The 23164-nt window shown below is 54.5% G+C and carries 24 protein-coding genes, 1 pseudogene and 1 other annotated feature; of the genes and pseudogenes, 17 read left to right on the top strand and 8 right to left on the bottom strand.

From position 1 onward, the window contains the following. Positions 1 to 164: 164 nt before the first annotated feature. The 6 genes from oppA to DR88_RS12365 all read left to right on the top strand — a co-directional run bounded on the left by oppA (position 165) and on the right by DR88_RS12365 (position 6636). The gene (gene oppA / locus DR88_RS12340) at positions 165 to 1799 is read left to right on the top strand and encodes an oligopeptide ABC transporter substrate-binding protein OppA (protein ID WP_004148754.1); all 1635 of its coding nucleotides are present in this window, start codon (positions 165 to 167) and stop codon (positions 1797 to 1799) included. Between the two features lie 85 nt (positions 1800 to 1884). Beyond that, a complete protein-coding gene (oppB, locus tag DR88_RS12345) occupies positions 1885 to 2805 on the top strand; it encodes an oligopeptide ABC transporter permease OppB (RefSeq protein ID WP_002910089.1) in 921 nt (306 codons plus the stop codon). Between the two features lie 14 nt (positions 2806 to 2819). Further along, positions 2820 to 3728: an oligopeptide ABC transporter permease OppC gene (gene oppC, locus DR88_RS12350; protein ID WP_004145396.1), complete on the top strand. Its 909-nt coding sequence runs from the start codon at positions 2820 to 2822 to the stop codon at positions 3726 to 3728. Between the two features lie 11 nt (positions 3729 to 3739). Next, positions 3740 to 4753, top strand: a complete 1014-nt coding sequence (locus tag DR88_RS12355) for an ABC transporter ATP-binding protein (protein ID WP_004148753.1) — start codon at positions 3740 to 3742, stop codon at positions 4751 to 4753. After that, the gene (gene oppF, locus DR88_RS12360; RefSeq protein WP_004148752.1) at positions 4750 to 5754 is read left to right on the top strand and encodes a murein tripeptide/oligopeptide ABC transporter ATP-binding protein OppF; all 1005 of its coding nucleotides are present in this window, start codon (positions 4750 to 4752) and stop codon (positions 5752 to 5754) included. Before DR88_RS12355 ends, oppF begins: the two co-directional genes overlap by 4 nt. Before the next feature lie 54 nt (positions 5755 to 5808). Beyond that, positions 5809 to 6636 (top strand): ion transporter, encoded by an 828-nt coding sequence (locus DR88_RS12365; protein WP_002910080.1) that lies wholly within the window; start codon positions 5809 to 5811, stop codon positions 6634 to 6636. A 63-nt stretch (positions 6637 to 6699) separates the two neighbouring features. On the opposite strand, the gene DR88_RS12370 is transcribed toward DR88_RS12365, so the two are convergent. Next, positions 6700 to 7029, bottom strand: a complete 330-nt coding sequence (locus DR88_RS12370) for an HI1450 family dsDNA-mimic protein (protein WP_002910079.1) — start codon at positions 7027 to 7029, stop codon at positions 6700 to 6702. A gap of 34 nt (positions 7030 to 7063) precedes the next feature. Continuing rightward, positions 7064 to 8524 (bottom strand): cardiolipin synthase, encoded by a 1461-nt coding sequence (gene cls / locus DR88_RS12375; RefSeq protein ID WP_002910077.1) that lies wholly within the window; start codon positions 8522 to 8524, stop codon positions 7064 to 7066. Between the two features lie 143 nt (positions 8525 to 8667). On the opposite strand from cls, the gene DR88_RS29845 reads away from it, so the two are divergent. Beyond that, complete coding sequence (locus tag DR88_RS29845; protein ID WP_004194006.1) at positions 8668 to 8841, top strand: YciY family protein; 174 nt, start codon at positions 8668 to 8670, stop codon at positions 8839 to 8841. Between the two features lie 503 nt (positions 8842 to 9344). Here DR88_RS29845 and DR88_RS12380 read toward each other — a convergent pair. The 3 genes and pseudogenes from DR88_RS12380 to DR88_RS12385 form a co-directional block, all read right to left on the bottom strand. Continuing rightward, the gene (locus DR88_RS12380) at positions 9345 to 9992 is read right to left on the bottom strand and encodes a YceI family protein (RefSeq protein WP_004148751.1); all 648 of its coding nucleotides are present in this window, start codon (positions 9990 to 9992) and stop codon (positions 9345 to 9347) included. A 428-nt stretch (positions 9993 to 10420) separates the two neighbouring features. Next, positions 10421 to 10562: pseudogene (locus DR88_RS30800) on the bottom strand (hypothetical protein). A 112-nt stretch (positions 10563 to 10674) separates the two neighbouring features. After that, positions 10675 to 10971, bottom strand: coding sequence for a YciI family protein (locus tag DR88_RS12385; protein WP_002910042.1), 297 nt, complete (start codon positions 10969 to 10971; stop codon positions 10675 to 10677). Between the two features lie 210 nt (positions 10972 to 11181). Between DR88_RS12385 and tonB the strand changes: the two genes are divergently transcribed. Beyond that, entirely contained in the window at positions 11182 to 11916 is a 735-nt protein-coding gene (tonB, locus tag DR88_RS12390; protein WP_025861279.1) for a TonB system transport protein TonB, read from the top strand. 43 nt (positions 11917 to 11959) lie between these two features. Here tonB and DR88_RS12395 read toward each other — a convergent pair whose 3' ends face one another. The 3 genes from DR88_RS12395 to pfkB all read right to left on the bottom strand — a co-directional run bounded on the left by DR88_RS12395 (position 11960) and on the right by pfkB (position 14249). Continuing rightward, complete coding sequence (locus DR88_RS12395; protein ID WP_032443916.1) at positions 11960 to 12832, bottom strand: fructosamine kinase family protein; 873 nt, start codon at positions 12830 to 12832, stop codon at positions 11960 to 11962. Between the two features lie 105 nt (positions 12833 to 12937). Then, positions 12938 to 13222, bottom strand: a complete 285-nt coding sequence (gene ghoS, locus DR88_RS12400) for a type V toxin-antitoxin system endoribonuclease antitoxin GhoS (RefSeq protein WP_025861277.1) — start codon at positions 13220 to 13222, stop codon at positions 12938 to 12940. A 94-nt stretch (positions 13223 to 13316) separates the two neighbouring features. Then, positions 13317 to 14249, bottom strand: a complete 933-nt coding sequence (gene pfkB / locus DR88_RS12405) for a 6-phosphofructokinase II (protein WP_004145382.1) — start codon at positions 14247 to 14249, stop codon at positions 13317 to 13319. 355 nt (positions 14250 to 14604) lie between these two features. Here pfkB and DR88_RS12410 point away from each other — a divergent pair, with 355 nt between their 5' ends. From DR88_RS12410 to pheT, 9 genes are all read left to right on the top strand, one after another. After that, positions 14605 to 15363, top strand: a complete 759-nt coding sequence (locus DR88_RS12410; protein WP_032443915.1) for a DUF481 domain-containing protein — start codon at positions 14605 to 14607, stop codon at positions 15361 to 15363. Positions 15364 to 15634: 271 nt separating this feature from the next. After that, positions 15635 to 15868, top strand: coding sequence for a YdgH/BhsA/McbA family protein (locus tag DR88_RS12415; RefSeq protein WP_002910028.1), 234 nt, complete (start codon positions 15635 to 15637; stop codon positions 15866 to 15868). Positions 15869 to 16299: 431 nt separating this feature from the next. Continuing rightward, on the top strand, positions 16300 to 18228 hold the full coding sequence (gene thrS, locus DR88_RS12420; protein ID WP_002910026.1) for a threonine--tRNA ligase: 1929 nt from the start codon (positions 16300 to 16302) through the stop codon (positions 18226 to 18228). A 3-nt stretch (positions 18229 to 18231) separates the two neighbouring features. Further along, positions 18232 to 18774, top strand: coding sequence for a translation initiation factor IF-3 (gene infC, locus DR88_RS0125980; RefSeq protein WP_004189469.1), 543 nt, complete (start codon positions 18232 to 18234; stop codon positions 18772 to 18774). Positions 18775 to 18866: 92 nt separating this feature from the next. Continuing rightward, positions 18867 to 19064, top strand: a complete 198-nt coding sequence (gene rpmI / locus DR88_RS12425) for a 50S ribosomal protein L35 (protein ID WP_001124225.1) — start codon at positions 18867 to 18869, stop codon at positions 19062 to 19064. Positions 19065 to 19114: 50 nt separating this feature from the next. Further along, positions 19115 to 19471: a 50S ribosomal protein L20 gene (gene rplT / locus DR88_RS12430; protein ID WP_000124850.1), complete on the top strand. Its 357-nt coding sequence runs from the start codon at positions 19115 to 19117 to the stop codon at positions 19469 to 19471. 118 nt (positions 19472 to 19589) lie between these two features. Further along, positions 19590 to 19714: a sequence feature (Phe leader region), on the top strand. Then, positions 19595 to 19639, top strand: a complete 45-nt coding sequence (pheM, locus tag DR88_RS30795) for a pheST operon leader peptide PheM (RefSeq protein ID WP_001386830.1) — start codon at positions 19595 to 19597, stop codon at positions 19637 to 19639. (Overlaps the previous feature by 45 nt.) Before the next feature lie 63 nt (positions 19715 to 19777). Continuing rightward, on the top strand, positions 19778 to 20761 hold the full coding sequence (pheS, locus tag DR88_RS12435; protein WP_002909105.1) for a phenylalanine--tRNA ligase subunit alpha: 984 nt from the start codon (positions 19778 to 19780) through the stop codon (positions 20759 to 20761). A gap of 15 nt (positions 20762 to 20776) precedes the next feature. Continuing rightward, positions 20777 to 23164 carry a phenylalanine--tRNA ligase subunit beta gene (pheT, locus tag DR88_RS12440; RefSeq protein ID WP_002909101.1) on the top strand — a complete coding sequence of 796 codons (2388 nt, stop codon included), beginning with the start codon at positions 20777 to 20779 and terminating at the stop codon, positions 23162 to 23164.

Raw genomic sequence — 23164 nt, 5'->3', positions numbered from 1 at the left:
GAGGGCAACGAATCGACGTTAAGACTGCCGTTCGAGCGGTCGTAATAAATAAGTCGGTGATAGCAATCTGCCAATCGCAAACTCCTGCGTTGGACAGAACCCGAAAACGGGAAAAACAGGCTGGTTAAAAAACCAGTAATTATAATGACTGGAGTTACAACATAATGACCATCATCACTAAAAAGCGTTTAATCGCCGCGGGAGTGCTATCCGCACTGATCGCCGGCAATATGGCAATGGCAGCGGATGTCCCGGCTGGTGTGCAGCTGGCAGAGAAGCAAACCCTGGTACGTAATAGCGGCGCCGAGCCGCAATCGCTGGACCCAAATAAAATCGAAGGGGTGCCAGAGGCCAATATTAGCCGCGACCTGTTCGAAGGTTTGCTGAATACTTCGCCGAAAGATGGCCACCCGATCCCTGGCGTGGCGGAGAGCTGGGATAATAAAGATTTTAAAGTCTGGACCTTCCATCTGCGTAAAGATGCAAAATGGTCTAACGGCGAGCCGGTTACCGCCCAGGACTTCGTATACAGCTGGCAGCGTCTGGTGGATCCGAAAACAGCTTCTCCTTATGCCAGCTATCCGCAATATGGTCATATCGTTAACGTCGACGAAATCATTGACGGCAAGAAAGCGCCGAGCGAGCTGGGCGTAAAAGCCATTGACGACCACACGCTGGAAGTCACCCTCAGCGAACCGGTACCCTATTTTTATAAACTGCTGGTTAACCCGGCGATGTCTCCCGTCTACAAACCGGCCATCGAAAAATTTGGCGAAAAGTGGACGCAGCCTGGCAATATCGTTACCAACGGCGCGTATACTCTGAAAGACTGGGTGGTCAACGAGCGGATCGTGATGGAGCGTAACCCGCACTATTGGGATAATGCTAAAACCGTCATTAACACCGTTACCTGGCTGCCGACCTCTTCCGAAGTGACCTATGTTAACCGCTACCGCAGCGGTGAACTGGACATGACTTATAACCAGTTGCCGATCGAACTCTTCCAGAAGCTGAAAAAAGAGATCCCCAACGAGCTGCACGTTGACCCCTATCTGTGTACCTATTATTACGAAATCAACAACCAGAAGGCCCCGTTCACCGACGTGCGCGTGCGTACCGCGCTGAAGCTGGGTCTGGATCGCGATATTATTGCTAATAAGGTGAAAGGACAGGGCGATCTGCCGGCCTACGGCTACACGCCGCCTTACACCGATGGCGCGAAGCTGAGCGAGCCGGAATGGTTTACCTGGTCGCAGGAAAAACGCAACGAAGAAGCGAAAAAACTGCTGGCCGAAGCCGGCTATAGCGCCGATAAACCGTTGACCTTCAACCTGCTGTATAACACCTCTGATTTGCACAAGAAGCTGGCGATTGCCGCCGCCTCGCTGTGGCGTAAAAACCTGGGCATTGACGTGAAGCTGGTCAACCAGGAGTGGAAAACGTTCCTCGATACCCGTCATCAGGGCACCTATGACGTGGCGCGTGCGGGCTGGTGCGCCGACTATAACGAGCCAACCTCTTTCCTGAACACCATGCTCTCTGACAGTTCAATGAACACCGCGCACTATAAGAGCCCGGCGTTCGACAAGATTATGGCTGAATCCGTAAAAGCATCCGATGAAGCGCAGCGCACGGCGGCCTATGCGAAAGCAGAGCAGCAGCTGGACAAAGACAGCGCGATCGTACCGGTCTATTACTACGTTAACGCCCGCCTGGTGAAACCATGGGTCGGTGGCTATACCGGTAAAGACCCGATGGATAACGTCTATACCAAAGACCTCTACGTTATCAAACATTAATGGCAATACGTGGGGCGGGTCTCGGCTCGCTCCATCGTGTCTTATTTGAGAGCAGTGCAAAGGCACACGCCAGAAGGTACGGGCAATGTTAAAATTTATCTTACGTCGCTGTCTGGAAGCGATTCCGACGCTATTTATTCTTATCACCATCTCATTCTTCATGATGCGTCTGGCGCCGGGAAGTCCTTTTACCGGAGAACGCACGCTACCGCCGGAAGTCATGGCGAATATTGAAGCAAAATACCATTTAAACGACCCCATCATGACGCAGTACTTCAATTATCTGAAGCAGCTGGCGCATGGCGATTTTGGTCCCTCTTTTAAATACAAAGATTATTCCGTCAACGATCTGGTGGCCGCCAGCTTCCCGGTTTCAGCGAAACTGGGCTTCGCCGCCTTTTTACTGGCGGTGGTGATCGGCGTTGCCGCCGGGGTGATAGCCGCCCTGAAGCAAAATACCCGCTGGGACTACGCGGTGATGGGGGTAGCCATGACCGGCGTGGTTATTCCGAGCTTTGTGGTCGCACCGCTGCTGGTGATGATCTTTGCCATTACCCTGCACTGGCTGCCGGGCGGCGGCTGGAACGGCGGGGCGCTGAAATTTATGATCCTGCCGATGGTGGCGCTTTCCCTGGCCTATATCGCCAGCATCGCGCGTATTACTCGCGGTTCAATGATTGAAGTGCTGCACTCTAACTTTATCCGCACCGCGCGGGCGAAGGGGCTGCCGATGCGTCGCATTATTCTGCGCCATGCGCTGAAGCCGGCGCTGCTGCCGGTGCTCTCCTATATGGGGCCAGCTTTCGTGGGCATCATCACCGGCTCAATGGTCATTGAAACCATTTACGGCCTGCCGGGGATCGGCCAGCTGTTCGTTAACGGGGCGCTTAACCGCGACTACTCGCTGGTGCTCAGCCTGACGATCCTCGTTGGCGCCCTGACTATCCTGTTCAACGCCATCGTTGACGTGCTGTACGCCGTTATCGATCCGAAGATTCGCTACTGAAGCCGGAGTTCGCCATGATGTTAAGTAAGAAAAATAGCGAGGCGCTGGAAAACTTCAGTGAGAAGCTAGAAGTGGAGGGGCGTAGCCTCTGGCAGGACGCGCGTCGCCGCTTTATGCATAACCGCGCCGCGGTGACCAGCCTGATTATGCTGGTGCTTATTGCGCTGTTCGTTACCTTCGCGCCGATGGTATCGTCGTTCTCCTACTTCGATACCGACTGGGGCATGATGTCCAATGCTCCGGATATGGCCTCCGGCCACTACTTCGGAACCGACTCCTCCGGGCGCGATCTGCTGGTGCGCGTAGCGATCGGCGGGCGCATTTCGCTGATGGTCGGGGTGGCGGCGGCGCTGGTGGCGGTGATCCTCGGCACGCTGTACGGTTCGCTCTCCGGTTATCTCGGCGGCAAAGTGGATTCGGTGATGATGCGTCTGCTGGAGATCCTCAACTCCTTCCCGTTTATGTTCTTCGTCATCCTGCTGGTGACCTTTTTTGGTCAGAATATCCTGCTGATCTTTGTCGCTATCGGCATGGTGTCCTGGCTGGATATGGCGCGTATCGTGCGCGGGCAGACGCTGAGCCTGAAGCGCAAAGAGTTTATCGAAGCCGCGCAGGTCGGCGGGGTCTCGACGGCGAGCATCGTGCTGCGCCATATCGTCCCCAACGTGCTGGGGGTGGTGGTGGTGTATGCCTCGCTGCTGGTCCCCAGCATGATCCTCTTCGAATCCTTCCTCAGTTTCCTGGGACTGGGGACGCAGGAGCCGCTCAGCAGCTGGGGGGCATTGCTCAGCGATGGCGCCAACTCAATGGAAGTTTCGCCCTGGCTACTGTTGTTCCCGGCGGGTTTCCTGGTGGTGACCCTGTTCTGTTTCAACTTTATCGGCGATGGTCTGCGTGATGCCCTCGACCCGAAAGACCGCTAAGGAGCGCTGCCATGACCATGATTGAAACGGCAAAAGCGCCGCAAGCGCAGAGCCACAGCGGACTACTGCTGGACGTGAAAGATCTTCGCGTCACCTTTAAAACGCCGGATGGCGACGTCACCGCCGTCAATGATCTGAACTTCACCCTGCAGGCGGGCGAGACGCTCGGCATTGTGGGCGAATCCGGCTCCGGTAAATCGCAAACCGCCTTCGCCCTGATGGGACTGCTGGCGGCCAACGGTCGCATCGGGGGTTCCGCCACCTTTAACGGTCGGCAAATCCTCAATTTGCCCGAGCGTGAGCTGAACAAACTGCGCGCTGAACAAATCTCAATGATTTTCCAGGATCCGATGACCTCTCTTAACCCCTATATGCGGGTGGGCGAGCAGTTAATGGAAGTCCTGATGCTGCATAAAGGGCTGAGTAAAGCCGAAGCGTTTGAAGAGTCGGTGAAGATGCTCGACGCGGTAAAAATGCCGGAAGCGCGTAAGCGCATGAAAATGTTCCCGCACGAGTTCTCCGGGGGCATGCGTCAGCGCGTGATGATTGCCATGGCGCTGCTGTGCCGGCCCCGGCTACTGATTGCGGATGAACCGACCACTGCCCTGGACGTTACCGTGCAGGCGCAGATCATGACGCTGTTGAATGAGCTTAAACGCGAATTCAACACGGCCATTATCATGATCACCCACGACCTTGGGGTGGTGGCAGGTATCTGCGATAAAGTGCTGGTGATGTACGCCGGGCGCACCATGGAGTACGGTCAGGCGCGCGATGTCTTCTATCAACCGTCGCACCCATACTCTATTGGGCTGTTGAATGTGGTTCCACGTCTGGATGCGGAAGGCGATGCGTTGTTGACCATTCCCGGCAACCCACCGAACCTGCTGCGATTGCCGAAAGGCTGTCCATTCCAGCCGCGTTGCCCGCATGCCATGGAGCAGTGCAGCAGCGCGCCGCCGCTGGAATCGTTCGCGCCAGGCCGCCTGCGCGCCTGCTTTAAACCGGTGGGGGATCTGCTATGAACGCCGTAACTGAACAACGAAAAGTCCTGCTCGAAATTGCCGACCTGAAGGTGCACTTCGATATCAAAGATGGCAAGCAGTGGTTCTGGCAGCCGTCGAAAACGCTGAAAGCGGTGGATGGCGTGACGCTGCGCCTTTACGAGGGTGAAACCCTCGGTGTGGTAGGGGAGTCGGGCTGCGGCAAATCGACCTTCGCCCGCGCCATTATTGGTCTGGTGAAAGCGACCGATGGCAAAGTGGTCTGGCTGGGTAAAGATCTGCTGGGCATGAAGCAGGAAGAGTGGCGCGACGTGCGCAGCGATATCCAGATGATCTTCCAGGATCCGCTGGCCTCGCTGAACCCGCGCATGACCATCGGAGAAATTATCGCCGAACCGCTGCGTACCTATCATCCGAAGATGCCCCGTCAGGAAGTGCGCGATCGCGTCAAAGCGATGATGATGAAAGTTGGATTGCTGCCCAACCTGATCAACCGCTATCCGCACGAGTTCTCCGGCGGTCAGTGTCAGCGTATCGGCATCGCGCGGGCGCTGATCCTTGAGCCAAAGCTGATTATCTGCGATGAGCCGGTCTCCGCGCTTGACGTGTCGATTCAGGCGCAGGTCGTCAACCTGCTGCAGCAACTGCAGCGTGAGATGGGGCTATCGCTGATATTTATCGCTCACGATCTGGCGGTGGTTAAGCATATCTCCGATCGGGTTCTGGTAATGTATCTGGGCCATGCGGTGGAGCTGGGGACCTACGACGAGGTGTACCATAATCCGCTGCATCCCTATACCAAAGCGCTGATGTCGGCGGTGCCGATCCCCGATCCTGATCTCGAGAAAACGAAAACTATCCAACTGCTGGAAGGCGAATTACCCTCGCCGATTAATCCGCCCTCAGGCTGCGTATTCCGCACCCGCTGTCCGCTTGCCGGACCGGAGTGCGCCAAAACCCGCCCGGTGCTGGAAGGCAGTTTCCGCCATGCGGTTTCCTGCCTTAAGGTAGACCCGTTATAATCTCAGGGGCTGACGCAGGTCAGCCCTTTTTTTTGCGAGGTTAACGAAGTGGGTATGCTTTCTGCCGCTCGTCTGCGGCTTTATCATTTACTTTTCGATCAGAACCGACGTTCCGGCCGCCGCTTTGAAGGGCTGTGCGGACTTTTCGCCCTGCTCAGCGTACTGGTGATATTTATCGAGTCGGGACTGGGCACGCAATATCACCTGACATTAGATGAATGGCATATTTTCGTCTGGCTGGAGCTGCTGGTGACCGCGGTCTTTACCCTGGAATACCTGCTGCGTATCGCTACCTGGCCCAATCCGCTCCACTATATTTTCAGCTTTTGGGGGCTGATTGACCTGGCGACGATTTTACCGCTGTATGTGATGTGGCTATGGCCGGAAATTAGCCTCAATTATGTATTCGCCTGGCGGGCAATGCGGGCGATCCGCGCGCTGCGTATTCTCAAACTACTGCGCTTTATGCCTTCGCTCAACGTATTCTGGCGAGCGATTGTCAGCGCGCGCCATCAGCTGATCCTGTTTTATTCGTTTATCGCCATTGTGATGGTGATTTTCGGCTCGTTAATGTATCTGATTGAGGGGCCGGAATACGGCTTCACCACGCTTAACGCCTCGGTCTATTGGGCCATCGTGACCATCACCACCGTCGGCTACGGAGACATCACGCCGCACACGCCGTTGGGTCGCATCCTGGCCTCCATTCTTATCCTGATCGGCTACTCCATTATTGCCATACCGACCGGACTTATCACCACGCATATGACCAGCGCCCTGAATCGTCGACGACAGCAGCGCCTGTGTCCGCAGTGTCAGCAGGGCGACCATGACGATAACGCCCGTTTCTGCCATGCCTGCGGTCATGCCTTGCCGAAGTAAGCTGGCGACGTAAAAAAAGCCTGCCGGGAGAACCGCGGCAGGCTTTTTACTGGATGTTAAAGGTTATTCACGCCACAGAATATGGCACAGCTTATGATCTTTCTCGCGGCACAGCAGAACGCGGGCGAAGATATCATTGATTTCCCCGCCGTCGGTATCCGCCAGACCAATCACCACTTCGGCGAAGAAATCCGGGTTGAGATCGTAATCCACATGCTCTTCCCAGTCTGCCGAAGGGTCGAACAGTTCGGCGCCGCCGCGCTCCTCAAACTGCAGGTTAAACAGAATGATGTCCGCCGGGTCGAGGTTGTCGGCCGCCAGTTCGAGGAAGATATCGTAAGCCTGCTCGAGCGTTTCGTCTTCGGTCAGGCGGTTGTTTAAATCCATATCCATGATTGCTACTCATTCGGTATCTGATGGGCACGTTTTACAGCAACGGGCTGAAGAAGTAAAACAGTCGCTCGGCGATCCGCTGCCACAGCGGGCGTTTTAACCAGAGACGGGCATCCAGCAGGCGCGAGCGAGAGATATAATCATCCTGAACCGCCGCCAGATCGCTGCCAAAACCGGCGTCATCGATGACCAGGGTAATCTCGAAGTTGAGCCACAGGCTGCGCATATCCAGGTTGACGGTCCCCACCAGACTTAGCTCGCCATCGACCAGCACGCTCTTGGTATGCAACAGTCCGCCCTCAAACTGATAGATTTTGACCCCGGCCGCCAGCAGCTCGGTGAAGAAGGCCCGGCTGGCCCAGCCTACCAGCAGCGAATCGTTCTTGCGCGGTAAAATAATGCTCACGTCAACGCCGCGCTGGGCGGCGGTACAGATCGCATGCAGCAGGTCGTCGCTGGGTACGAAGTAGGGGGTGGTCATGATCAGATGCTCTTTCGCCGCATAGGCGGCGGTGAGGAGAGCCTGATGAATAAGATCTTCCGGAAAGCCCGGTCCGGAGGCGATCGTGTGAATAGTATGTCCGCTGGCCTCTTCGAACGGCATGATATTGACGTCCGGGGGCGGCGGCAGAATGCGCTTGCCAGTCTCTATTTCCCAGTCGCAGGAGTAGACGATGCCCATCGAGGTCGCCACCGGGCCTTCCATTCGCGCCATCAGATCAATCCACTGTCCGACTCCTGAGTCCTGTTTAAAGTAGCGCGGATCGACCATATTCATGCTGCCGGTGTAGGCGATATAGTTATCGATCATCACCATTTTACGATGCTGACGCAGGTCCATCCGGCGCAGGAACACGCGCATCAGGTTAACCTTAAGAGCTTCGACGACTTCAATACCGGCGTTACGCATCATCGCCGCCCATGGGCTGCGGAAAAAGGCCACGCTGCCCGCGGAGTCGAGCATTAGCCGACAGTGAACTCCGCGGCGAGCGGCGGCCATCAGCGATTCAGCGACGCTGTCGGCCATGCCGCCGGGCTGCCAGATATAAAAGACCATCTCTATGTTGTGACGGGCCAGCTGAATATCGCGGATCAGGGCCTGCATCACGTCGTCAGATTCCGTCAGCAGCTGTAGCTGGTTGCCTTTTACGCCGCCAATGCCCTGACGCCGTTCGCACAGCTTGAACAGGGATTCGGCCACCGGGCTGTTATCTTCCGCGAAGATATGTTTGCAGGCTTTGAGGTCGTTTAGCCATTTGGCCGTGGAGGGCCACATCGCCCTGGCGCGCTCGGCCCGACGCTTGCCGAGATGCAGTTCGCCAAAGGAGAGATAGGCGATAATCCCCACCAGCGGCAGGATATAAATGATCAGCAACCATGCCATGGCGGACGGGACAGCGCGGCGTTTCATTAGAATTCGTAATGTTACACCGGCGATCAACAGCCAGTACCCCAGAATGACCAGCCAGTTCACCACCGTGTAAAAGGTTGTCATAGATGTAAAATCCTTTTGAATGACGATATGTGATGAGTTTACGCATCAGTATTTTTCTGGCAAATAAAAACGCAGCGAAAGCGGTAGTCAGTTGCTGGCAGAGGTTTATAATGGGGGCTGTTTTCACTCGTAGAGTCGTTGCAATGAAGCGTAGTAGAACGGAAGTAGGGCGCTGGCGCATGCTGAGACAGGTGAATCGCCGTAAAGCGCGCTGGCTGGAAGCCCAATCGCGCCGCAATATGCGGATCCTCGCTATCAGGAAGGGGCTGGTGAAACGGCAGCGTCATGCCCTGCTGTTTATCTTCCCTGACAGCTAAGCGAGCAGGCAAACGGCACCGTACGCGGTGCCGTTGTCGTTTTTCTCTCTGCGCTAAATTCCCGTTGCTCATCGCCATAGGGCAATGATGGTTTTTCATGCTGCGATGCGACGACAAAACAGAGCTCCCGCCTCAGTGAAAGAGAGATGCTACGCCTGGCTTGTAATGACGGACGACAAGATCCAGAGCCAAGTCGTTTGCGGCGCGACAGGAATTAACCGTCAGATAGCATTTATTGCCGCTCAGGGTTTATTGCCGCTCAGGAAGGGCATGGCGTTATTAAATGCTTAATGATATGACCGGCCAGCTGCGGTAACCAGGCGGGAACTGAGGGAATGAGAAAACAGACTCAGACAGGCAAGGGGGTTATTAAGCGGTCCAGCGCGTTGAAGCTCAATGAACCGACCGATCCTGACCATGAATAATCTGAGCCTGTTATATTATCCAGAGAGGCCATGCAATAAGCATCCTGAATAAAACGCAATCGTTGCGCCAGCTTTTACTTATTTTGCATAGGCTTCCGTGGATAACGTGATGGTGACGTTATCACTTACCGCCGGCACATATTTATCAAGCTTAAAGTCTGAACGTTTTATCACCCCGGTGGCATCAAATCCAATGGCCTCTTTTTTCACCATTGGGTGCATATCCTGCTTATTCAGGACGGCATGCAGGACCACCGGTTTGGTGATGCCTTTAATGGTCAAATTACCTTCCACATCATATTTATTGTCGCCTTTGCTTTCCACTTTGGTACTCTGGAAAGTGGCGTCGGGAAACGTTTTAACATCAAAATACTCTTTGCCTAAAAACTCATCCGTTAACGCCTTGACGTGAGCGTCAATGGTTTTCACTGGCAGCGTGACGTTCACCGAGGATTTCTCCGGATTCTCTTTATCAAAGGCCAGTTTCCCTGAAACATCAGAGATATAGGCGGTAGGGTTTGAGAAGCCGAAATGGTTCCAGGAGATCACAACCGAGGTATGCTGTGGATCAAGACTGTATTCCTTAGCCGCGGCTTGCGACACAGGAATATATAAGGCAAGTACAGAAAGCAATGCGGTTTTTTTCAGGGTATTCACACAATAATCCTCAAAATCGGCAGGTACATAAATGTTAGCCCAAAAAAATACAGGGCTTATTGAAAACATTTGTTATTCCCTTTCAAATTTTTTAATCAAGCAGTGATGCCCCTACTATCACTCTGCGTGAAGTTTACGCAACGAAATTAATAGGCTTTAAAAATGATGCTCAGCAACTTAACGCTGGCAGCGTAGTTAATACCCCTTTATGCCTGCCAGGTAAACCTTTGTCTACAGGGGTGTTATTTCCACGTGCTTTCAAGCGGCTACGGTCCTGAATATAGCAAGATGGGCTACGTTCGGTTCCGCGGCATCCGCAGTGGATGCCCAATAATATTTTTTTTCAGGCTTTCATATCTGTCGTTAAGCAACTATCTTTCAGTAATTATTTTCTTTCTATTGCACTGTAGATTTATAGGGCTATATCAGGATGTGCTGACATTAAATGCAAGCGCTAAATAACAACGCGATCCTCCCTAACAGCCTTACACAAGGTATTAGTAATTCACTATCACGCGCGGCGTCGATGTTTTGTCAGCATTTTCCATTGTCGAAAAAAAGCGAGGCGATGGTCGATGATGGGGTAGCAGGAGAAAGTGCGTGCTCATCTTCCAGGCTTCTCAGGCGGATAACAGTCAACGCTTTCGCGAGGTTAAAAAGGGCGACACTTCAATGTCGTGTACCAAAATGCGCCCTTCATTCTGATGACCTGGGTGTTTTTGTGGTTAGCCAGAAAAAGGAAAGGGTATTTTCAAAAAACCTTCTTATACGGCTTAACTGAGACCTGGCGGTAAACCCCGGCGGCGATATACGGATCGTCATTAGCCCAGGCCTGGGCCGCTTCCAGCGATTCAAACTCGGCAATCACCGTTGAGCCGCTGAATCCTGCTGCGCCCGGTTCGTTACTGTCAACGGCCGGCATTGGCCCGGCGGTAAGCAGTCGGCCTTCATCGTGTAAGAGTTGTAAACGCGCGAGATGCGCGGGGCGAACCGACAGCCGCTTTTCCAGAGAATCGGCGATATCTTCAGCGTAGATAACGTAAAGCACGGCAAAGCTCCTTATCAATAATCAGGCGAATTACGTTAAGTTAAACAGCGATGGACTGCAATGCAAAGATGCGCTCTGGAGTGGAAAGCACTGCCGACGCAGCTTTTTTCTGCAAATGGCGGCAAAAATTGACTCAGGTTAAGACGCCTTATTGAATATGATTGCTGTTTGCATTTAAAATCGGAGCATCATTTTTCAACAGAAACGACTATGAGCGCAATGACCCTTGATTTACCTCGCCGCTTTCCGTGGCCAACGCTGCTGTCCGTGGCTATCCACGGTGCCGTTGTGGCGGGGCTGCTTTATACCTCGGTACATCAGGTTATTGAACAGCCTTCTCCGACGCAGCCGATAGAGATCACAATGGTGGCGCCGGCCGATCTTGAGCCGCCTCCGGGGGCGCAGCCTGTCGTGGAGCCCGTTGTTGAACCCGAACCTGAGCCGGAGCCAGAGGTAGCGCCTGAACCGCCGAAAGAGGCGCCGGTGGTGATCCATAAACCGGAACCTAAGCCGAAGCCCAAACCTAAACCGGAGAAAAAGGTTGAACAGCCGAAGCGGGAAGTGAAGCCGGCAGCAGAGCCGCGTCCGGCCTCGCCGTTTGAAAACAACAATACGGCGCCGGCGCGTACAGCGCCAAGTACCTCGACCGCAGCGGCTAAACCCACCGTTACTGCTCCGAGCGGCCCGCGGGCGATCAGCCGCGTTCAGCCGTCCTATCCGCCGCGCGCTCAGGCGCTGCGCATTGAAGGGACGGTACGGGTGAAGTTTGACGTTTCGCCTGATGGCCGCATTGATAATCTGCAGATCCTCTCTGCTCAGCCGGCGAATATGTTCGAACGCGAGGTGAAAAGCGCGATGCGCAGATGGCGTTATGAGCAGGGAAGACCGGGTACCGGCGTAACGATGACCATCAAATTCCGCCTGAACGGCGTCGAGATTAACTGATAAAACGCTGCGGCGGACCGGCAAGGTCCGCCGTGAAGCTTGTTTAACGCATTTTCTCCATCAATACATCATCCAGCGCCTGCTGGGCCGTTACCAGGTGCTGGCCGCCAAACAAAATCGCTCTGTTCAGCAGAGTATAAAGCTGATAAATCGGCTGACGATCGAGAAAACCCGACGGCAGAGGCGAAACGGACTGATAGCCGTCATAGATTTGCGGGAGCTGTTCCGGATGCATCGGCAGCATGGCTAAATCGCACTCGCGGTCGCCCCAGTAGCAGGCGGGATCGAATATATAGGGGCCATCCGGCCCTAAGGCGCAGTTGCCGGACCACAGATCCCCGTGCAGCAGCGAAGGCTGCGGCTGATGGTTGGCCAGTCGCTGCTGTACCATATCGACTAAGGTATCGATATCGCCAAAGTGCAATCCCTTCTCCGCCGCGAGCTCCAGCTGCCAGCCGATACGCTGCTCGGCAAAAAAAACCGACCAGCGACGCTGCCAGGCGTTGGGCTGCGGCGTGGTGGAAAGATCGTTATCAAAATCCAGACCGAACTGCGGCTGATCGCTCCACTGATGGAGGTGGGCTAGCTGCTGGCCAAGCAGAAACGCATTGTGCGCATCCAGCGGACGGGGAGGGAGGTACTCCATGACCACGAAGCTATAGTCGCGATCGCTGCCGACGGCAAAGACCTGCGGTACGCGAACGGTTTTGCTTCGCGACAGCAGCTCCAGCTGATCGGACTCGGCGGTGAAGATAGGCAGAAGTTCCCGTTCGTCGCATTTCACGAAGTAATCTTTCCCGCCGAAGCGTAAATGCCAGGCGGAATGGATCTCTCCACCGGGCAGCTCGGTTTTCAGTTCGATTTCAGCGTCTTCGGTATGCCAATCGCGTAAAAGAGTACTGATTGCTTGCCACATGCTGTCTCTCCCCATGTTTTCCACCATATCATAAGGTTAGCGCATTACTACCGGGTAAACCTGGAACTGACGCACAACTGACGCTTTCCGTTGCGCTAAACGCACTTATTGAGCTTTTAACCACTCGGCGAATGTGGCCACAGCGATTTCCGCCGGGCGGCCAAGGGCCGCTTCCGCCAGGCCAGCGCTGAGGGCCTTAACTACCTCGGCCGTCTGGCCGCTCAGCAGGCCGAAGGTGTTGGTACCCAGCTCATGGGGCGTGCCCTCTTCATCATTGAGCGTCAGTACAAACCCGGCACGGGTAAAATGGTTGCTGACCTCATTGATCTCCGTCAGCGCCTGTTCATGGAAGGTCACGCTGACGACCCAGGCGGTAATCTCATTACTCATCTCTACACCCCGTTGTTATGCATGGCCTTTCCAGCATAGACCATCCTGCTTATATTGTGATTCCCCTCCGCCGGCGCGGAGGGGGCAGGGAAGATCAACGCCCGCAGAGATAATCATAGATTTTTTGCGTATTGGCCCGCGAGCAGAGGCGGGTGCCCTGGTTGATGGTCGCGGCGCTACCGGCGGCGACGCCAAAGCGTACCATGTCTTCAAGGCTGGCGTTTTCCGCCAGACGCAAGGTCATGGCGCCCACCATGCTGTCGCCAGCCCCGACGGTGCTCTGGCTTTTCATCGGTGGCGGCACTACCTGAACGCTGCCGCTGGCGTCCACGCCTAATGCCCCCTGCGGACCCAGGGAGACCACCACCCGGCGCACTTTACCGGACTGGATCAACGACTGAGCGGCAAGGCGCACGTCATCGGGTTGGCTGAGATCGCGCTGCACGAGGGCGCTAAGCTCTTTCTGGTTCGGTTTCACCAGCTCAATATTGCCGACGTCCAGCGCGGCGGCCAGCGCATCGCCGGAACTGTCAATGATGCAGCGCAGTCCCTGCTGTTGCGCATTTTTCACCAGCTGCATCAGATTATCGACGCTAATACCAGGCGGCAGGCTGCCGCTGACCACCAGCAGAGAGCCGGGTTCGATAGTCAGAACCTTCTCTTCCAGACGGCGGAATTCATCGTCCGTCAGTGCCGCGCCGGGCATAACGAAGCGATACTGTTCGCCGCTGGCGGCCACGTGGACGTGCAGGTTTTGCCGCGTCCAGTCGCGGGTTTCGACGGTCTCAACCGGCACCTGCTCATCGGCCAGCAGGGCGGCAAGATGCTCGCCGGTAGCGCCACCAACCGGGAAAATGGCGGTGGCTTTGCCGCCGAGAAAGGTCACGGCGCGGGCCACGTTGATTCCGCCGCCGCCAGGTTCAAATACCGGCGCGCTGCAGCGAAGTTTGCCTTCCGGGTAGATCTGTGGGGTTTGCGTGGCGCTATCCAGCGAGGGGGCCAGCGTGAGCGTGTAAATTTTGGTCATTCCTTCTCCTCCTTAATACGGCGACTGTCGTTATTATAAGCATGGCACGATGACTCGGGGAGGGAAAGTCCAGTTCCTGACAGTTTTGCAAAGATGCCTCTATTTTCATTATGAAATAAAGATTGTTTCCGGAGCTGTCTTATTCAAAAAACGAAAGAGTAAGTGATTGCTATGTTATTCGTGCTTTTTTATAATTTGCTACCTTTCTTAGGACCTGCACTCCGCGATCCTCGCGAAAGTTTCCGGGACCCTCAGGTCTCTTTTATGTTGTACGGACGCTAAATTCAATGAGCCGGCGAGATTATGCCTGTTCATCATTTGTACTGTCCTAAAAAATGTATTTTAGAGAGTTATAATGAAGCTTTTAAAGACAGTACCCGCAGCGGTTATGCTGGCGGGGGGGCTTTTGGCGTCTGTTGGCGCAATGGCCGATGATTCTGTATTTACCGTCATGGATGACCCTTCCGCTGCCAAAAAACCGTTCGAAGGGGTGGTTAACGCAGGCTACCTGGCGCAGTCCGGCAACACCAAGAGCTCTTCAATGACGGCGGATTCCACCCTGACCTGGTATGGTAATACCACCGCCTGGTCGCTGTGGGGCAACGCCAGCAACACGTCGTCCAATGATGAGCGATCCTCAGAAAAATATGCTGTCGGCGGACGTAGCCGCTACAACCTGACCGATATGAACTATGTCTTTGGTCAGGGTAGCTGGCTAACAGACCGCTACAACGGCTATCAACAGCGCGATGTTGTGACGGCGGGCTATGGTCGTCAGATCCTCAACGGGCCGGTGCACAGTCTGCGGTTTGAATTCGGCCCTGGCGTTCGCTATGACGAATATACCGACGGGGATACTGATACCCAGCCGCTGGGTTATGCTTCGGGTACCTGGGCCTGGCAGATGACCGATAACGCCAAATTTTCGCAAGGGGTATCGGTGTTCGGCGCCGAGGACACCACGGTCAACTCAGAGAGCGCGTTAAACGTGGCGATTAACGCCCATTTCGCCCTGAAGGTCGCCTACAACGTGACCTGGAACTCTGAGCCGCCTGCGTCCGCGCCGGAGCATACCGATCGCCGGACCTCGCTCTCCCTCGGGTATAAGATGTAATATTTCAGGCCGGGTTTTCCCCGGCCTGTTCGTTTTGGTTTTAGCAATTAGTGATATTATTTTTTCTGGCCGTTCGTTTTACTTTTTGTAAAAAGGAAATAGCCCTCCATTTTTTCTCCATTATTCACGGGCGCCTGACAAATATTCATTCTATTTGACACAAATAGCTAAATATTCGACGGACAAATATGTGATCTGGATCTATACTAACAAGCACTGACCTGAGGGCGACATTGCCCGGTCTGTTTTCCGTAATAAGAGAATAAACATCATGAAAAACAATCGATATACCATCGCAGCCCTGGCGCTGTGCGTGCTTTCTTTTGGCGCATCAGCCGCCACGCCCGTTCCGCCATCGGGTCATCAGGATCATACCCAGGTAGGTATCGCCAAAGCCTCTGACGTTGAGGCTGGTTCGAATATTGCGCCCGGCGCCCCTACCACCGGAAAATCCATGAACGACGCCTTTAATGTGCATACGCTGGTGGCCGGCGAGTGGTCTTAATATTGCAGGCTATCGTTTCGCGAGCGGTCTAATAAGCCGGGTTAAGTGGTACCGGTTTAATGGCCCGCGGTATACATTCAGCAGGTAATATCTCTACCTCTCTTTTATCATGTCCGAATAATATCGTCCGGCGCCATTGGCCAATATTACTGCGCCACATCGCTTATATTCTGCTTTTTATCCGTGGCCCTCTTGTTTTATCCGCATTCCGCCATCATTTATGCTGTTGCGGCTTTAATCACGTACCAATGATGTGTAAACTACTCCCCGGTGTTATCAGCAGGCGGGTGCAGGGGGGAACGATCGTTCCGGTCGTGCTCCTATTTTCGCAGAGTGAAGCGGGAACTGCGCCTTAACCTGATGATAATTATGATTATATAGTTTTGTATGTGCTCTTTCGTGCGGGGCACCACTGCAAATAAGGACATAAAATGCCTGTAATTACGCTTCCTGATGGCAGCCAACGCCATTTTGACCACGCAGTTAGTCCGATGGATGTCGCGCTGGATATCGGTCCAGGCCTGGCGAAAGCCACCATTGCCGGGCGGGTAAACGGTGAACTGGTAGACGCCTGTGACCCGATCGAATCCGATTCCACTCTCTCTATCATCACCGCGAAAGATGAAGAAGGGCTGGAGATCATTCGTCACTCCTGCGCGCACCTGTTAGGCCATGCCATCAAGCAGCTGTGGCCCAACACCAAAATGGCTATCGGTCCGGTTGTCGATAATGGTTTCTACTATGACGTAGACCTCGACCACACCCTGACCCAGGAAGATATCGACGCGCTCGAAAAACGTATGCATGAGCTCGCCGAGAAAAACTACGACGTCATCAAGAAGAAAGTGAGCTGGCATGAAGCGCGTGAAACCTTCGTGAAACGCGGCGAAAGCTATAAAGTTTCTATTCTTGATGAAAACATTGCCCATGATGACAAGCCTGGCCTGTATCATCATGAAGAATATATCGATATGTGCCGCGGTCCGCACGTACCGAACATGCGCTTCTGCCATCACTTTAAGCTGATGAAAACCGCCGGAGCCTACTGGCGCGGCGACAGCAACAATAAAATGTTGCAGCGTATCTACGGCACCGCGTGGGCAGATAAAAAAGCGCTGAATGCCTACCTGCAGCGTCTGGAAGAAGCCGCCAAGCGTGACCACCGTAAAATCGGTAAGCAGCTCGACCTGTATCACATGCAGGAAGAGGCGCCGGGGATGGTGTTCTGGCACAATGACGGCTGGACCATCTTCCGTGAACTGGAAACGTTTGTTCGTTCTAAACTGAAAGAGTACCAGTATCAGGAAGTAAAAGGTCCGTTCATGATGGACCGTGTGCTGTGGGAAAAAACCGGCCACTGGGACAACTACAAAGATGCGATGTTCACCACCTCTTCTGAGAACCGTGAATACTGTATCAAGCCGATGAACTGCCCGGGTCACGTGCAGATCTTCAACCAGGGGCTGAAATCCTACCGCGACCTGCCGCTGCGTATGGCGGAATTCGGTAGCTGCCACCGTAACGAACCGTCTGGCGCGCTGCATGGTCTGATGCGCGTTCGCGGCTTTACCCAGGATGATGCGCATATCTTCTGTACTGAAGATCAGGTTCGCGATGAAGTGAACGCCTGTATTCGTATGGTCTACGATATGTATAGCACCTTTGGCTTCGAGAAGATCGTCGTCAAACTGTCGACTCGCCCGGAAAAACGTATCGGTAGCGACGAGACCTGGGATCGCGCGGAAGCGGATCTGGCGGTGGCGCTGGAAGAAAATAACATCCCATTTGAATATCAACTCGGTGAAGGGGCGTTCTACGGCCCGAAAATTGAATTTACCCTGTATGACTGCCTCGATCGTGCATGGCAGTGCGGTACCGTACAGCTGGACTTCTCTCTGCCGCAGCGTTTAAGCGCCTCCTATGTGGGCGAAAACAACGAGCGTCAGGTGCCGGTCATGATTCACCGTGCGATTCTCGGTTCTCTGGAGCGCTTCATTGGCATCCTGACCGAAGAGTTCGCAGGCTTCTTCCCAACCTGGATTGCACCAGTGCAGGTAGTGGTCATGAATATCACCGATTCTCAGGCTGAATACGTTAACGAATTGACGCGTAAACTACAAAATGCGGGCATTCGTGTAAAAGCAGACTTGAGAAATGAGAAGATTGGCTTTAAAATCCGCGAGCACACTTTACGTCGTGTCCCGTATATGTTGGTCTGTGGCGACAAAGAAGTCGAAGCCGGCAAAGTGGCCGTGCGCACCCGTCGCGGGAAAGACCTCGGCAGCATGGACGTAAATGAAGTGATCGAGAAGCTGCAACAAGAGATTCGCAGCCGCAGTCTTCAACAACTGGAGGAATAAGGTATTAAAGGCGGAAAACGAGTTCAAACGGCACGTCCGAATCGTATTAATGGCGAGATTCGCGCCCAGGAAGTTCGCTTAACAGGTCTGGAAGGTGAGCAGCTGGGAATTGTGAGTCTGAGAGAAGCTATCGAAAAGGCTGAAGAGGCTGGAGTAGATTTAGTTGAAATCAGCCCTAACGCCGAGCCGCCAGTTTGTCGTATCATGGACTACGGCAAGTTCCTTTATGAAAAGAGTAAGTCTTCTAAGGAACAGAAGAAGAAGCAGAAAGTTATCCAGGTTAAGGAAATTAAATTCCGCCCTGGTACTGATGAAGGTGACTATCAGGTAAAACTCCGCAGCCTGATTCGCTTTCTCGAAGATGGCGATAAGGCCAAGATCACGCTGCGTTTCCGCGGTCGTGAGATGGCCCACCAGCAGATCGGTATGGAAGTGCTTAACCGCGTGAAAGACGATCTGGTTGAACTGGCAGTAGTCGAATCCTTCCCAACGAAGATCGAAGGCCGCCAGATGATCATGGTGCTCGCTCCTAAGAAGAAACAGTAAGGCCATCAAGAAACATTTCCGGTGGGCTTCGGCTCACTGGTTTTGTTCGCCTTTGTTTCGTTTATTAACAATGCGAAGTGGAAGTTATTAAAATGCCAAAAATTAAGACCGTACGCGGTGCTGCTAAGCGCTTCAAAAAAACCGGTAAAGGTGGTTTTAAGCACAAGCACGCTAACCTGCGTCACATTCTGACTAAAAAAGCTACCAAGCGTAAACGTCACCTGCGTCCGAAAGCCATGGTTTCCAAAGGCGATCTGGGCCTGGTTATCGCGTGCCTGCCGTACGCATAAGTCGTTAACGTTTAACTTTTTTAACTTAGAATAGATACAGGAGAGCACACATGGCTCGCGTAAAACGTGGTGTAATTGCACGTGCACGTCACAAGAAAATTTTGAAACAAGCTAAAGGCTACTACGGTGCGCGTTCTCGCGTATACCGCGTTGCCTTCCAGGCTGTTATCAAAGCTGGTCAGTACGCTTACCGTGACCGTCGTCAACGTAAACGTCAGTTCCGTCAACTGTGGATTGCACGTATCAACGCAGCAGCACGTCAGAACGGTATTTCTTACAGCAAATTCATCAATGGCCTGAAAAAAGCCTCTGTTGAAATCGACCGTAAGATCCTGGCTGACATCGCTGTATTCGACAAAGTAGCGTTCACCGCTCTGGTCGAAAAAGCGAAAGCAGCTCTGGCATAAGCCAGTTGAAAGAGGGAGCTTGTCTCCCTCTTTTCGTTTCAACACCATCAATACATTGACTTTTATCGGCGCAGGCTTTTCAATACAGCTCTGACGTTTCTTACCAGACAAGGTAATGCAAGCATGAATGCTGCTATTTTCCGCTTCTTTTTTTACTTTAGCACCTGAACTCAGGGGGCTTGCGCGTGAAAGAAGAAACGGAAAACAGCGCCAGAAAGCCTCCCCTGTGGAGGCTTTTTTCGTATATGGATTCGGAATATTAATTTCACTATAACCGGTGTCTGCACCGACATAATGAGGAAAACCATGTCACATCTCGCAGAGCTGGTTGCCAGTGCCAAGGCAGCCATTAACGAGGCATCAGATGTTGCTGCGCTGGACAACGTCCGCGTGGAATACCTGGGTAAAAAAGGGCATCTGACCCTGCAAATGACCACCCTGCGTGAGCTGCCGCCGGAAGAGCGTCCGGCAGCCGGTGCGGTCATCAACGAGGCGAAAGAGCAGGTGCAGCAGGCGCTGAACGCGCGTAAAGCTGAACTGGAAGGCGCAGCGCTGAATGCGCGTCTGGCCGCAGAGACCATTGACGTCTCGCTGCCGGGTCGCCGCATTGAAAACGGCGGCCTGCATCCGGTTACTCGCACTATCGACCGTATTGAAAGTTTCTTCGGTGAGCTCGGCTTTACCGTGGCGACGGGCCCGGAAATCGAAGACGATTACCACAACTTCGATGCGCTGAATATTCCGGGTCACCATCCGGCGCGCGCTGACCACGACACTTTCTGGTTCGATGCCACTCGCCTGCTGCGTACGCAGACCTCCGGCGTGCAGATCCGCACCATGGAAAACCAGCAGCCGCCTATCCGTATTATCGCGCCGGGCCGCGTCTATCGTAACGACTACGATCAGACCCACACCCCGATGTTCCATCAGATGGAAGGTCTGATCGTTGATAAAAATATCAGCTTCACCAACCTGAAAGGGACGCTGCACGACTTCCTGAACAACTTCTTTGAAGAAGATCTGCAGGTCCGCTTCCGTCCGTCCTACTTCCCGTTCACCGAACCGTCTGCGGAAGTTGACGTGATGGGTAAAAACGGCAAATGGCTGGAAGTGCTGGGCTGCGGGATGGTGCACCCGAACGTGCTGCGTAACGTGGGTATCGATCCGGAAGTCTACTCCGGCTTCGCCTTCGGCATGGGCATGGAGCGTCTGACCATGCTGCGCTATGGCGTCACCGATCTGCGCGCGTTCTTCGAAAACGATCTGCGTTTCCTCAAACAGTTTAAATAAGGGCAGGACAGAACAATGAAATTCAGTGAACTGTGGTTACGCGAATGGGTTAACCCGGCGATCGACAGCGAAGCGCTTTCCGATCAGATCACCATGGCGGGCCTCGAAGTAGATGGCGTTGAGCCGGTCGCCGGCAGCTTCAACGGCGTCGTTGTCGGGGAAGTGGTGGAGTGCGGTCAGCACCCGAACGCCGACAAACTGCGCGTCACCAAAGTCAACGTCGGCGGCGAACGCCTGCTGGACATCGTCTGCGGCGCGCCAAACTGCCGTCAGGGGCTAAAGGTCGCGGTAGCCACCATCGGCGCCGTGCTGCCGGGCGATTTCAAAATCAAGGCCGCGAAGCTGCGCGGCGAGCCGTCTGAGGGGATGCTGTGCTCCTTCTCCGAGCTGGGTATTTCCGACGACCATAGCGGTATCATCGAGCTGCCGGCAGATGCGCCCATCGGCACCGATATTCGCGAATACCTCAAGCTTGACGATAACACCATCGAAATCAGCGTCACGCCAAACCGCGCCGACTGCCTGGGCATCATTGGCGTGGCGCGCGATGTCGCTGTCCTGAACAAAGCGCCGCTGAACGCGCCGGAAATCACGCCGGTTGCCGCGACGATTGACGACGTGCTGCCGATTCAGGTTGACGCGCCGCAGGCTTGCCCGCGCTATCTGGGGCGCGTGGTGAAAGGTATCAACGTCAAAGCGCCGACGCCGCTGTGGATGAAAGAGAAGCTGCGCCGCTGCGGGATCCGCTCCATCGACGCGGTGGTTGACGTGACCAACTATGTGCTGCTTGAGCTGGGCCAGCCGATGCACGCCTTTGACCGCGACCGTATTGAAGGCGGGATCGTGGTGCGCATGGCGAAAGAAGGGGAAACCCTGGTCCTGCTCGATGGCTCTGAAGCAAAGCTCGACAGCGACACGCTGGTCATTGCAGACCATAACAAAGCGCTGGCGATGGGGGGGATCTTCGGCGGGGAACACTCCGGCGTTAACGACGAAACCCAGAACGTGCTGCTGGAATGCGCGTTCTTCAGCCCGCTGTCCATTACCGGCCGCGCGCGCCGTCATGGCCTGCACACCGATGCCTCTCACCGCTATGAGCGCGGCGTCGATCCGGCCCTGCAGTATAAAGCGCTGGAGCGTGCAACCCGTCTGCTGATCGACCTCTGCGGCGGTGAAGCCGGCCCGGTCATTGACGTTACCAGCAAAGAGAATCTACCAACACGCGCCACCATTACGCTGCGTCGCAGCAAGCTGGATCGCCTGATTGGCCACCATATCGCTGACGCGCAGGTCACCGACATTCTGCAGCGCCTCGGCTGCGAAGTGACGGTTGGCGAGGGCGAATGGCAGGCGGTTGCGCCGAGCTGGCGTTTCGACATGGAGATCGAAGAAGATCTGGTTGAAGAAGTGGCTCGCGTTTACGGCTACAACAACATTCCTGACGAGCCGGTGCAGGCGGGTCTGATCATGGGAACCCACCGCGAAGCGGACCTGTCGCTGAAGCGCGTGAAAACGCTGCTGAACGACAAAGGCTATCAGGAAGTGATCACCTACAGCTTCGTCGACCCGAAAGTCCAGCAGCTGATCCACGCCGGGGAAGAGGCGCTGATCCTGCCAAGCCCGATCTCCAGCGAAATGTCGGCGATGCGCCTGTCGCTGTGGACCGGCCTGCTGGGCACCGTGGTCTACAACCAGAACCGTCAGCAGAGCCGGGTGCGCATCTTTGAGAGCGGCCTGCGCTTTGTGCCGGACACCAATGCGCCGCTGGGCATTCGTCAGGATGTGATGCTGGCCGGGGCGATCTGCGGCAACCGCTACGAAGAGCACTGGACACTGGCGAAAGAGACGGTCGATTTCTATGATCTGAAAGGCGATCTGGAAGCCGTTCTGGATTTAACCGGAAAATTAGCGGATATCGAATTCCGTGCTGAAGCGACCACCGCGCTGCATCCGGGACAATCCGCAGCGATTTATCTTAAAGGTGAACGCATTGGTTTCATTGGGGTTGTTCATCCTGAGCTGGAACGTAAACTGGATCTGAACGGTCGCACTCTGGTGTTCGAACTGGAGTGGAACAAGCTCGCAGACCGCGTGGTGCCTCAGGCGCGCGATATTTCCCGCTTCCCGGCGAACCGTCGCGACATCGCGGTGCTGGTCGCGGAAAACGTGGCTGCCGCCGATGTTTTAGCCGAATGTAAGAAAGTTGGCGTAAATCAGGTAGTTGGCGTAAACTTATTTGACGTGTACCGTGGTAAGGGTGTGGCGGAAGGGTATAAGAGCCTTGCGATTAGCCTGATCCTGCAGGATACCAGCCGTACACTCGAAGAAGAGGAGATTGCCGCTACCGTTGCCAGATGTGTAGAGGCATTAAAAGAGCGATTCCAGGCATCATTGAGGGATTGA

Origin of the sequence: Klebsiella pneumoniae (assembly GCF_000742135.1) — a bacterium.
In the GTDB taxonomy this organism is placed as follows: Bacteria; Pseudomonadota; Gammaproteobacteria; order Enterobacterales; family Enterobacteriaceae; genus Klebsiella; species Klebsiella pneumoniae.
Note: the sequence above shows the minus strand (reverse complement) of the source record. Positions and strands in the feature narration are given on the sequence as shown.